General features: G+C 62.5%; 1 protein-coding gene. It reads left to right on the plus strand.

What is annotated here, in order from left to right:
* Positions 1–234 precede the first annotated feature (234 nt).
* Positions 235–14,670 carry a retention module-containing protein gene (locus ACM6HV_RS13875; RefSeq protein ID WP_414904462.1) on the plus strand — a complete coding sequence of 4,812 codons (14,436 nt, stop codon included), beginning with the start codon at positions 235–237 and terminating at the stop codon, positions 14,668–14,670.
* Positions 14,671–14,734 lie beyond the last annotated feature (64 nt).

Here is a 14,734-nt window from a genome sequence, read left to right on the forward strand (position 1 = left end):
GGGACAGGTCGCCGCGGAAATATCAATGTGACATTAGTGGGGCGATTGTTTAGGATGGCACCCAGAAGGTCAATAGTTTGGCATAAAGTTAATAGCGAAAGAATCTAGCCAAAATATTGACGAAAAGAAGCGTCAAACTTGATTCGCAAATTTTAAAAGTACGTCCAGACTGAATCGGCGCCGAAGCCATCAGGCAATGGAAGTCAACTGAACGTAACACCCGGAGAGTCTTCAATGAGCAGTGTTGTTGCCATCGTCAAAAGCATTGTCGGTCAGGTATTCGTGGTATCCCCCGAGGGTGTACGCCGCGTGCTCGTTGAAGGCGATCGCCTGTTCGTCGGCGACCAGATCGATACTGGCCTCTCCGGCGCTGTATCGCTGGAACTGGCGGATGGCCGCACCCTGGACCTGGGTCGCGAAACGCAGTGGAGCGCCAACGCGCCCGACTCCAGCACGGACCTGGCCGAAGCTACCGCGCAGGCCGCGCCGTCTGTAGCCGAGTTGCAGCAGGCCATCGCCGCCGGCGCCGACCCGACCACTGCTCTTGAAGCCACCGCTGCCGGCGCGACCGCCGCGGGGACTGGCGGCGCGGCAGGCGGCGGCCACAGCTTCGTGATGCTCGACGCCACTGCTGGCCGCGTCGACCCGACCATCGGCTTCCCGACCGCGGGTATCAACGCCGGTGCGCAAGCGGCACAGAACATCACCGGTGGCCAGACCACCGACACCACCGCCAACGCCCTGCGTGAGTCGACCCTGAGCCTCAGCGCCACGCCGACTATCACCGAAGCCGGCGGCGTGCTGGTCTACACCGCGACCCTGACCCAGGCGCCGCTGACCGACCTGACCATCACCCTGTCCAACGGCTCGGTGATCGTGATTCCGGCCGGCTCCACCACCGGCACCGTCAACGTGCCGCTGGCGCCGAACGACACCGTTTATAACGACCCGACCCAGATCGACGTGACCGTCACCGGCACCACTGGCGGCAACGGCATCACCGTGACCCCGCCGACCACTCCGGCCACGACCCAGGTCACCGACACCATCGACACCACCACCGTCACCCTGACCGCTGGCAGCAGCGTCACCGAAGGCGGCCAGATCACCTACACCGCGACCCTGACCAACCCGGCGCAGACGCCGGTCACCGTCACCCTGTCCAACGGTTCGACCATCACCATCGAAGCCGGCCAGACCACTGGCACCGTCAACGTGCCGACCCCGCCGAACGACGTCTATAACAACGGCAGCACCGTCACTACCACCATTACCGGCACCAGTGGCGGCAACTTCGAGAACCTGGTGCCGAACACGACGCCAGCCGTGACGAACATCGTTGATTCGCGCGATACCACCGGCCTGACCCTGACCGCTACCGGCAGCGTGGTTGAAGGTGGCCAGATCACCTACACCGCGACCCTGACCAACCCGGCGCAGACGCCGGTCACCGTCACCCTGTCCAATGGCTCGACCATCACCATCGAAGCCGGCCAGACCACGGGCACCATCAACGTGCCGACTGCGCCAAACGACGTCTATAACAACGGCGGCACCGTCAGCACCACGATTACCGGTGCTACCGGCGGCAACTTCGAGAACCTGGTGCCAAACACGACGCCAGCGACCACCACCGTCACAGACTCCATCGACACCACCAACCTGTCGCTGAGTGCCACTGGCACCGTGGCCGAAGGCGGTTCGATCGTTTACACCGCGACCCTGACCAATCCGGCCGGCACCCCGGTGACCGTGACGTTGAGCAACGGCTCCGTCATCACCATCGAGGCTGGCAAAACCACCGGCACTGTGACCGTTCCGGCTCCAGCCGATGACGTCTACAAAGACGCCGGCAAAGTCGAAGTCAGCATTACCGGCACCAGCGGTGGCAATTTCGAGAACCTGGTGCCGAGCACCGTTCCGGCTGTCACCGAAGTCACCGACACCATCGACACTTCGACGGTCAAACTGACCGCCGATACCTCGGTCGCTGAGGGCGGCACCGTCACTTACACCGCCACCGTAGGCGCGCCTGTCACCGGTTCGCCAGTGACCGTGACCCTGACCAACGGTCAGACCATCACCATCGAAGTCGGCAAAACCACCGGCACCGTGACTACCACCGCACCGAACGATGCGCTGACCGGCAACCCGCCGCTGACCAATGCCATCACCAACGTCAGTGGCGGTAACTACGAAAACCTCGTCGCCGACAAAACCCCGGTTTCGACCGCCGTTACCGACACCGTCGACACCACCAATCTGTCGCTGACTGCGACCGGCACCGTGGCTGAAGGCGGTTCGATCGTCTACACCGCGACCCTGACCAACGCTGCCGGTTCGCCGGTTACCGTGACGTTGAGCAACGGAGCCGTGATCACCATCGAGGCCGGTAAAACCACCGGCACCGTGACCGTTCCGGCGCCTGCCGATGACGTCTACAAAGACGCCGGTAAGGTCGAAGTCAGCATCAACGGTGCAACCGGCGGCAACTTCGAAAATCTGGTGCCAAGCACTGTCCCTGCGGTCACCGAAGTGACCGACACCATCGATACTTCGACGGTCAAACTGTCCGCTGACACCTCGGTCGCCGAGGGTGGCACCGTCACTTACACCGCGACCGTTGGTGCGCCTGTGACTGGCTCGCCGGTTGTCGTGACTCTGGCCAACGGCCAGACCATCACCATCGAAGTGGGTAAAACCACCGGCACTGTGACTACCACTGCGCCGAACGATGCATTGAACGGTCACGAGCCACTGACCAACGCGATCACTGACGTGAGCGGTGGCAATTACGAAAATCTGGTCGCTGACAAAACTCCGGTTTCGACCAACGTCACCGACACCGTCGACACCACCAACCTGTCGCTCACCGCCACCGGTACCGTGGCTGAAGGTGGCTCGATCGTCTACACCGCGACCCTGACCAATCCGGCCGGCACTCCGGTAACCGTGACCCTGAGCAACGGCTCGGTGATCACCATCGAAGCAGGTAAAACCACTGGCACCGTGACCGTTCCGGCGCCAGCCGATGACGTCTACAAAGACGCCGGCAAGGTCGAAGTCACGATCAAGGATGCGTCCGGCGGCAACTTCGAAAATCTGGTACCGAGCACCGTCCCGGCCGTTACCGAAGTCACCGACACCATCGACACCTCGACCGTGAAACTCACGGCCGATACTTCGGTGGCTGAAGGTGGCACCGTCACTTACACCGCGACCGTGGGCGCACCAGTCACCGGCTCGCCAGTGACTGTCACGTTGGCCAACGGCCAGACCATCACCATCGAAGTGGGTAAAACCACCGGCACTGTGACCACTGTCGCGCCAAATGACGCATTGACCGGCCACGCGCCATTGACCAACGCGATCACTAACGTGAGCGGCGGCAATTACGAAAACCTCGTCGCCGACAAGACGCCGGTCAGCACCACCGTCACTGACACCGTGGACACGACGAATCTGTCGCTCAGCGCCACCAACTCGGTCGCCGAGGGCGGTTCGATCACTTACACCGCGACCCTCACCAATGCCGCTGGCTCGCCAGTCACCGTGACGCTGTCCAACGGTTCGGTGATTACCATCGAAGCGGGCAAGACCACCGGCACCGTGACGGTTCCAGCGCCAGCCGATGACGTCTACAAAGACGCCGGCAAGGTTGAAGTCACCATCAACGGTGCAACCGGCGGCAACTTCGAGAACCTCGTTCCGAGCACTGTTCCGGCAGTGACTGAAGTCACTGACACCATCGACACCACGTCGGTGAAACTGACCGCAACCGAGTCCGCTGCTGAAGGTGGCACCGTCACCTACACCGCGACTGTCGGTGCTCCGGTAACCGGCTCGCCTGTGGTCGTGACCCTGGCCAATGGTCAGAACATCACCATCGAAGTCGGCAAGACCACCGGCACCGTGACCACCACCGCACCGAACGATGCGTTGAACGGCCATGCGCCGCTGACCAACGCCATCACCGACGTGAGCGGCGGCAATTACGAGAATCTGGTTGCCGACAAGACTCCAGTCAGCACCACCGTGACTGACACTGTCGACACCACCAACCTGTCGCTGAGCGCCACTGGCACTGTGGCCGAGGGCGGTTCGATCACCTACACCGCGACACTCACCAACGCTGCTGGCTCGCCAGTCACCGTGACTTTGTCCAACGGTTCGGTGATCACCATCGAAGCGGGCAAGACCACTGGCACGGTGACCGTTCCGGCCCCTGCCGATGACGTCTACAAAGACGCCGGCAAAGTCGAAGTCACGATCAAGGACACAGCGGGCGGCAACTTCGAGAACCTGGTGCCGAGCACCGTTCCGGCCGTAACCGAAGTCACCGACACCATCGATACCTCGACCGTGAAGCTGAGCGCCGATACTTCGGTGGCTGAAGGCGGCACTGTCACTTACACCGCCACCGTTGGCGCTCCGGTAACCGGTTCGCCTGTGGTCGTGACTCTGGCCAACGGTCAGACCATCACCATCGACATCGGCAAGACCACCGGCACCGTGACGACCACCGCACCGAACGATGCGCTGAACGGTCACGAACCGCTGAACAACTCGATCACCAATGTCAGCGGCGGCAACTACGAAAACCTCGTTGCCGACAAAACACCGGTCAGCACCACCGTGACCGACACCGTCGACACCACCAACCTGTCGCTGAGCGCGACTCCGGCGGTGAACGAAGGCGGCCAGATCACCTACACCGCCACCCTGACCAACGCCGCCGGCACTCCGGTGACCGTGACGTTGAGCAATGGCGCGGTGATCACCATCGACGCCGGCAAAACTTCCGGCACCGTGACCGTCGATGCACCGAAGGATGACGTCTACAAGGACGCCGGCACCGTTGAGGCGACCATCAAGGGCGCGACCGGTGGCGACTTCGAAAACCTGGTGACCAGCAACACGCCGGCGGTGACCACCGTCAACGACACCATCGACACCTCCACCGTGTCGCTGACCGCCACCGCCAATGTCGCCGAAGGCGAAACCGTGGTCTACACCGCGAGCGTGACCGCACCAGTTACTGGCTCGCCAGTTGTGGTCACCCTGTCCAACGGCCAGACCATCACCATCGCCGTCGGTGAAACCACCGGCAGCGTGAATTTCGTTGCGCCGAACAGCCCATTAGCGGGCGGTAGCTCGCTGAGCGTCGCCATCGACAAGGTTGCCGGCGGCAACTATGAAAACCTGGTGGCCGACAAGACACCGGCGAACACCTCGGTGTCGGACACTGTCGACACTACCAACCTGAACCTGACCGCCAGCGACTCCGTTGCAGAAGGTGGCTCGATCGTCTACACCGCGACCCTGACCAACCCGGCCGGGACTCCGGTGACCGTGACCCTGTCCAACGGCGCGGTGATCACCATCGAAGCCGGTAAAACCTCGGGCACCGTGACCGTTCCAGCTCCGGCTGACGACGTTTACAAAGACGCGGGTAAAGTCGAAGCAACCATTTCCAGCGCTACCGGTGGCAACTTCGAGAACCTGGTGCCTAGCACCGTTCCGGCCGTCACCAACGTGACCGACACCATCGATACCACCACGGTCAAACTGACCGCGACCGAATCGGCTGCGGAAGGTGGCACCGTCACTTACACCGCGACTGTCGGTGCGCCAGTGACTGGCTCGCCGGTCGTGGTGACTTTGGCCAACGGTCAGAACATCACCATCGAAGTGGGTAAAACCACTGGCACCGTGACTACCACTGCGCCGAACGATGCGTTGACCGGCCACGCGCCGCTGACCAACGCCATCACCGACGTCACCGGTGGCAATTACGAAAACCTCGTGGCGGATAAAACGCCGGTGTCGACCAATGTCACCGACACCGTCGACACCACCAATCTGTCGCTCAGTGCGACCGGCACCGTGGCCGAGGGTGGCTCGATCGTCTACACCGCAACCCTGACCAACGCCGCTGGTTCGCCAGTCACCGTGACCCTGTCCAACGGCGCGGTGATCACCATCGAGGCCGGTAAAACCTCTGGCACCGTGACCGTTCCGGCGCCAGCCGATGACGTGTACAAAGATGCCGGCAAAGTCGAAGCGACCATCTCCAGCGCTACCGGTGGCAACTTTGAAAATCTGGTACCGAGCACTGTGCCGGCCGTCACCAATGTCACCGATACCATCGACACCACCACGGTCAAACTGACGGCGACTGAATCCGCTGCGGAAGGTGGCACCGTCACCTACACCGCCACCGTCGGTGCTCCGGTAACCGGCTCGCCTGTGGTCGTGACCCTGGCCAACGGTCAGAACATCACCATCGAAGTCGGCAAGACCACCGGTACGGTCACCACCACCGCACCGAACGATGCGTTAACCGGTCATGCTCCGCTGACCAACGCGATCACCGACGTGAGCGGCGGTAACTACGAAAACCTCGTGGCGGATAAAACGCCGGTTTCGACCAATGTCACCGACACCGTCGACACCACCAACCTGTCGCTCAGTGCCACTGGCACCGTCGCTGAAGGCGGCTCGATCGTTTACACCGCAACCCTGACCAACGCTGCAGGCTCACCTGTCACCGTGACATTGAGCAACGGCGCCGTGATCACCATCGAAGCGGGCAAAACCACGGGCACCGTGACTGTTCCAGCTCCGGCGGACGACGTTTACAAAGATGCCGGTAAAGTCGAAGCAACCATTTCCACCGCCACCGGTGGCAACTTCGAAAACCTGGTGCCAAGTACCGTGCCGGCTGTCACCGAAGTCACCGACACGATCGACACCTCGACCGTCAAACTGACTGCCGATACCTCAGTGGCCGAAGGCGGCACCGTCACCTATACCGCAACCGTCGGCGCGCCAGTGACCGGTTCGCCTGTGGTCGTGACCTTGGCAAACGGTCAAAACATCACCATTGAGGTGGGTAAAACCACTGGCACCGTGACTACCACTGCGCCTAATGATGCATTGACCGGTCATGCTCCTCTGACCAACGCGATCACCGACGTCACCGGTGGCAATTACGAAAACCTCGTGGCCGATAAGACTCCGGTCAGCACCTCCGTGACCGACACCGTCGACACCACCAACCTGTCGCTGTCCGCGACCGGTACCGTGGCCGAAGGTGGCTCGATCGTTTACACCGCGACCCTGACCAACGCTGCAGGCTCACCAGTCACCGTGACGTTGAGCAACGGCGCCGTGATCACCATCGAGGCTGGCAAAACCACCGGCACTGTGACCGTTCCGGCACCGGCCGACGATGTCTACAAAGACGCGGGTAAAGTCGAAGCGACCATCTCTACCGCTACCGGTGGCAACTTCGAAAACCTGGTACCGAGCACCGTGCCGGCTGTGACTCAGGTCACCGACACCATCGATACCACCACAGTGAAACTGACCGCGACCGAGTCTGCTGCGGAAGGTGGCACCGTCACTTACACCGCCACTGTCGGTGCGCCTGTGACCGGTTCGCCTGTCGTTGTGACACTGGCCAACGGTCAGAACATCACTATCGAAGTGGGTAAAACCACCGGCACCGTAACCACCATCGCACCGAACGATGCGCTGACCGGTCATGCGCCTTTGACCAACTCGATCACCAATGTGAGCGGCGGTAACTACGAAAACCTGGTCGCCGACAAAACGCCGGTCAGCACAACCGTTACCGACACTGTCGACACCACCAACCTGTCGCTGAGCGCAACCAACTCGGTCGCCGAGGGTGGTTCGATCATCTACACCGCGACCTTGACCAACGCGGCTGGCTCGCCAGTCACCGTGACCCTGTCGAACGGCGCTGTGATCACCATCGAAGCCGGTAAAACCACTGGCACCGTGACCGTGCCGGCTCCGGCGGATGACGTCTATAAAGACGCGGGCAAAGTCGAGGCAACCATCTCCACCGCTACCGGTGGCAACTTCGAAAACCTGGTGCCAAGCACCGTTCCGGCCGTGACTCAGGTCACTGACACCATCGACACCACCACAGTGAAACTGACCGCGACCGAGTCTGCTGCGGAAGGTGGCACTGTCACCTACACCGCGACTGTCGGCGCGCCGGTCACCGGTTCGCCAGTGACAGTCACTCTGGCCAACGGCCAGAACATCACCATCGAAGTGGGCAAAACCACCGGCACCGTAACTACCACCGCACCGAACGATGCGCTGACCGGCCACGCGCCGCTGACCAACGCGATCACCAACGTCAGCGGTGGCAACTACGAAAACCTCGTTGCCGACAAGACCCCGGTCAATACCACGGTCACCGATACCGTCGACACCACCAACCTGTCGCTGTCCGCGACCGGCACCGTGGCCGAAGGTGGCTCGATCGTTTACACCGCGACCCTGACCAACGCCGCTGGCTCCCCAGTCACCGTGACCCTGTCGAACGGCGCCGTGATCACCATCGACGCCGGCAAAACCACCGGCACCGTGACCGTTCCGGCTCCGGCTGATGACGTCTACAAAGACGCCGGCACCGTTGAGGCCACGATCAAGACCGCGACTGGCGGCAATTTCGAAAATCTGGTGACCAGCAACACCCCGGCCGTGACCAGCGTCACCGACACCATCGACACCACCACGGTCAAACTGACCGCGACCGAGTCGGCTGCTGAAGGTGGCACTGTCACCTACACCGCCACTGTCGGCGCGCCGGTCACCGGTTCGCCGGTTGTGGTGACCTTGGCCAACGGCCAGAACATCACCATCGAAGTCGGCAAAACCACCGGCACCGTAACTACCACCGCACCGAACGATGCGCTGACCGGCCACGCGCCGCTGACCAACGCGATCACCAACGTCAGCGGTGGCAACTACGAAAACCTCGTTGCCGACAAGACCCCGGTCAATACCACGGTCACCGATACCGTCGACACCACCAACCTGTCGCTGTCCGCGACCGGTACCGTGGCCGAAGGCGGCTCGATCGTTTACACCGCGACGCTGACTAACGCCGCTGGCTCGCCAGTCACCGTGACCCTGTCCAACGGCGCCGTGATCACCATCGACGCCGGCAAAACCACCGGCACCGTCACCGTTCCTGCGCCGGCTGACGACGTCTACAAAGACGCCGGTACCGTGCAGGCGACCATCAAATCGGCGACAGGTGGCAGCTTCGAAAGCCTGGTGCCGAGCACCACGCCAGCCGTGACCAATGTCACCGACACCATCGACACCACTGGCGTGAAACTCACCGCCACGGGCACCGTGGCCGAAGGTGGCACCGTCACCTACACCGCCACTGTCGGCGCCCCGGTCACCGGTTCGCCAGTCGTCGTGACCCTGGCCAACGGCCAGACCATTACCATCGACATCGGCAAAACCACCGGCACCGTGACCAGCATCGCGCCGAATGACGCGCTGACCGGCCACGCGCCGTTGACCAACGCGATCAATAACGTGAGCGGTGGCAACTACGAAAACCTGGTGGCCGACAAAACCCCGGTCAGCACCACCGTGACCGACACCGTCGACACCACCAACCTGTCGCTGTCCGCGACCGGCACCGTGGCCGAAGGCGGCTTGATCGTTTACACCGCAACCCTGACCAACGCAGCTGGCTCGCCAGTGACCGTGACCCTGAGCAACGGCGCCGTGATCACCATCGATGCCGGCAAAACCACGGGCACCGTGACCGTGCCGGCTCCGGCTGATGATGTCTACAAAGACGCCGGCACCGTCCAGGCCACCATCACCAACGCCAGCGGTGGCAATTTCGAAAATCTGGTGCCAAGCACCACGCCAGCCGTGACCAGTGTCACCGACACCATCGACACCACCACCGTGAAGCTGAGCGCCACCGGCACCGCAGCGGAAGGGGGCAACGTTGTCTACACCGCCACCGTCGGTGCGCCAGTCACTGGCTCGCCAGTCGTGGTAACCCTGGCCAACGGCCAGACGATCACCATCGACATCGGCAAGACCACCGGCACCGTGACCACTACTGCGCCAAACGACGCGCTGACCGGCCACGCTCCACTGACCAACGCCATCACCAACGTCAGCGGCGGCAACTACGAAAATCTGGTGGCCGACAAGACGCCGGTCAGCACCACCGTGACCGATACCGTCGACACCACCAACCTGTCGCTGTCCGCGACCGGCACCGTGGCCGAAGGCGGCTCAATCGTTTACACCGCAACCCTGACTAACGCCGCTGGTTCGCCAGTGACCGTGACCTTGAGCAACGGTGCAGTCATCACCATCGACGCCGGCAAAACCACCGGCACCGTGACCGTTCCTGCCCCAGCCGACGATGTCTACAAAGACGCCGGCACCGTGCAGGCCACAATCAAAACCGCGACCGGTGGCAGCTTCGAAAACCTGGTGCCAAGCACCACGCCGGCCGTGACCAGCGTCACCGACACCATCGACACCACTGGGGTGAAACTCACCGCCACGGGCACCGTGGCCGAAGGTGGCACCGTCACCTACACCGCCACCGTCGGTGCGCCTGTGACTGGTTCGCCAGTCGTGGTGACTCTGTCCAACGGCCAGACCATCACCATCGACATCGGTAAAACCACCGGCACCGTGACCAGCATCGCGCCGAACGACGTGTTGACCGGCCACGCACCGTTGACCAATGCGATCACCAACGTCAGCGGCGGCAACTACGAAAACCTCGTGGCCGACAAAACCCCGGTCAGCACCACCGTAACCGACACCGTCGACACCACCAGCCTGTCGCTGAGCGCGACCCCGGCGGTGAGCGAGGGCGGCCAGATCACCTACACCGCCACCCTGAGCAACGCCGCCGGCTCGCCGGTGACCGTGACCCTGAGCAACGGCTCGGTGATCACCATCGACGCCGGCAAAACCACCGGCACCGTGACCGTTCCGGCTCCGGCTGACGATGTCTACAAAGACGCCGGCAGCGTGCAGGCGACCATCACCAACGCCAGCGGTGGCAACTTCGAGAACCTGGTACCGAGCACGGCACCGGCCGTCACCAGCGTCGCCGATACCATCGACACCACCACCGTCAGCATCACCGGCAGCACCTCGGTGACCGAAGGCCAGACCGCCAGCTACACCGTCAGCCTGACCCACCCGGCGCAAACCGACGTGACCCTGAAAATCGTCTACAGCGGCACCGCTGCCGACGGTTCGGACTTCACTGGCGTGTACACCGTGAAGATCCCGGCAGGCGCCAGCAGCGCGCAGTTCAACGTCGCGACCATCGATGACAAGATCACCGAAGGCACCGAGAACTTCGTGGTCAAGATCGACTCGGCCACTGGCGGCAACTTCGAGAACCTCGCCGTCAGCAGCACCAACGGCAGCGTCAGCACCTCGATCATCGACAACGATGCGCCACCGGTCATCGACCTGGATGCCAACAACTCCAGCGGCGCCACCGGTGCCGACTACAAGGTGACGTTCACCGAAAACACGCCGGGCGCCGGCGTGTCGATTGCCGATACCGACCTGACGATCACCGACCCGGACAGCACGATGCTGACCGGTGCAACCATCGTCCTGACCAACCGTCAGGACGGCGATGCGCTGAACCTCGGCAACAGCGTCAACGGCATCACCATCAATGCCAACAGCACCAACGGCACCGTGACCCTGACCCTGTCGGGCAACGCGACGCTCGCCGACTACATGCAGGCGATCAAGAACATCACCTTCACCAACAGCAGTGAAGACCCGAGCACCGTGCCACGGATCATCACCGTGACCGTGACCGATGGCGGCAACTACTCCAACACTGCGACCACCACGGTCAACGTGGTGGCGGTCAACGATGCGCCGGTTGCAGCGCCAGTCAACGTCACCGGCACCGAAGACACCCCGCTGATCCTCGGCTGGTCGACCTTCGGTGTGACCGACGTGGACAACCCGGCCAGCAGCCTGGGGATCAAAATCACCCAGCTGCCGGGCGAAGGCAAACTGCAGTACCTGGACGGTTCGACCTGGAAAGACGTCGCCAACAACCAGACCTTCAGCAAGGCTGACATCGACGCGGGCAAGCTGCGCTTCCTGCCGGATGCCAACGAGTCGGGCGTCAACGGTTACGGCGGCACCGGCATGGGCAACAACCAGGCCGACTACGCGCAGATCAAGTTCCAGCCCACCGACGGCCAACTGCTGGGCAACACCGGCACCGTGAAGATCGACATCACGCCAGTGGCGGATGCACCGACCGTGAGCGTGGCCGACAACAGCGTGAAATCCACCGGACTGGTCAAGGAAGTCTGGACCGGTCTGGCGGGCCTGGGTACCAGCGGCAATGGCGCTGACTCGACCACGCTGAAAAACGTGATCGATGGCGCCGGCACCCCGAACTCCAGCACCAACGTGACCAACGTGCAGTCGGACGGCAGCGTGACCGCCGGCACCGCGTCGAAAACCTCGGGCCTGATCTATCTGGAAGCCGGCAAGACCTACAGCTTCAGCGGCGTAGCTGACGACAGCCTGCTGATCACCATCGGCGGCAAGAGCGTGGCGTCGGGCACCTGGGGCGCGGGCGGTACGATCAGCGGTTCGTTCACCCCAACCACCAGCGGCTATTACACCCTGGACATCTACCACCACAACCAGAGCGGCCCGGGCAGCTATGACGTGAACCTGTCGGTCAACGGCAGCACGCCGATCGACCTGAGCAGCGCCGGCGTGCCGATCTACACCGGCGTGCAGGATCTGGTGAACGCCGGTGTGACCGTCTCCGACCTGCACGGTACCAACGGCGAAGGTTATTACGACGGCTACAAACTCAACACCGGCGCCGAAGGCACCACGGTGAAACTGTCGGCGATCAACACCGCGCTGACCGACACCGACGGCTCGGAAACCCTGAGCGTGAAGATCAGCGGTGCGCCGGTCGGTTCGGTACTCTCCGACGGCCATGGCCACAGTTTCACCGTCACCGCGAGCAATGGCGAAGCCAACGTCACCGGCTGGAGCCTCGGCAGCCTGACCGTGACCCCGCCGACCTACTACAACGGCCAGTTCAACCTGACCGTGACGTCGACTTCCACCGAGATGGTCGGCGGCTCGGCCAGCAGCACCGCGACGATTCCGGTCACCGTGGTGCCAGCGGTATACAACGCCGTGGTCGGTACTTCGGGCGATGACACCTTCAACGGCACCGACGGCAACGACATCATGGTCGCCGACATCGGCGGTCTGACCGTGGTGCCGGGCACCAACTACAACATTGCGTTCATGGTCGACAGCTCGGGCAGTATGAGCACCTCGTCGATCAACGCGGCCAAAGACTCGCTGACCTCGGTGTTCAACACCCTCAAGCAGAGCCTGGGCGGCAGCAATTCGGGCACGGTGAACATCTTCCTGGTGGACTTCGATACCCAGGTCAACAAGTCGGTCTCGGTCAACCTCAACGACCCGAACGCGCTGACTCAGCTCAAAGCCGTACTCGACTCGATGACCTCCGGTGGCGGCACCAACTACGAAGACGTGTTCAAGACCACGGCCAACTTCTTCCAGAGCACGGAAGCGCTGGCCAACACCGGGGCGAAGAACCTTACCTACTTCATCACCGACGGCCAGCCGACCTACTACCAGAGCGGCGAGCAGACCAACCCGACGCTGTATGGCAGCGTGAAGTTCGACAGTGTGGTCACGACCAGCAACTACAAGCTGGGCGATACCTTCAGCACGTACATCGACAACACGCATTACCTGAGCATCAACTCCAGCGGTTATGCCCAGTTGCAGACCTACAACGGCCGCGGCTGGACCACCACCAACCTGGGCACGGTTCACGCTCAGGGTGATGGCACCTACGAGCTGTCGAGCCTGGCCGGTACTGGTAACAGCACCACGACTGCCACCACCGACAACTCCAGCAGCAGCTTCGCCTTGCTCAGCGGTCTGTCGAACGTCGAAGCCATCGGTATCAACAGCGGTGTCAGCCTCAACGACCTGAAACCGTATGACTCGGATCACTTGCCGCAAACCAACATCGATCCGAAGGATCTGGCCAACTCGATCATCGGCCATACCGAAGCGACGATGCCGGGCAACGACACCGTCAGCGGTGGCGACGGCAACGACATCCTGTTCGGCGACCTGGTGAGCTTCAACGGCATTGCCGGCGAGGGTTATCAGGCGATGCAGGCGTTCGTGGCGCAGCAGACCGGCGTGGATGTCAGCAAAGTCACTACCAGCAACGTGCACCAGTACATCACCGAGCACTATCAGGCGTTCGATGTCTCCGGTTCGCACGATGGCAACGACACGCTGCTGGGTGGCGCAGGCAATGACATCCTGTTCGGCTCGGGCGGTAACGACCTGCTCGACGGCGGCAAGGGCAATGACATCCTGCTCGGCGGCACCGGCAACGACACGCTGATCGGTGGCCAGGGCAACGACATCCTGATCGGTGGTTCCGGTGCCGACACCTTCGTCTGGAAAGCAGGCGACACCGGCAACGACGTGATCAAGGACTTCAACGCCAGCGAAGGCGACCGCATCGACCTGCGTGACCTGTTGCAGGGCGAAACCGGCAGCACCATCGATAACTTCCTGAAGATCACCACGGTTGATGGCACGTCGTCGCTGCAAGTCAGCTCGGCGGGCAAGTTCAACTCCGGCGACGCGGCAGCCGCCACGCCGGACGTGACGATCAAACTGGAAGGCAACAACTGGTCGAGCGCCAACATTCACAACCTGATCGCCGGCAGCGATCCGACCATCAAGGTCGACCACAACAACAGCTGATGCATGAACAAAACGGCCGCCCCTTGGGGCGGCCGTCACGTTTGCGGCTAACTCGGCGGTGACG

Source organism: Pseudomonas sp. IT-P260 (assembly GCF_949768395.1).
In the GTDB taxonomy this organism is placed as follows: Bacteria; Pseudomonadota; Gammaproteobacteria; order Pseudomonadales; family Pseudomonadaceae; genus Aquipseudomonas; species Aquipseudomonas parakoreensis.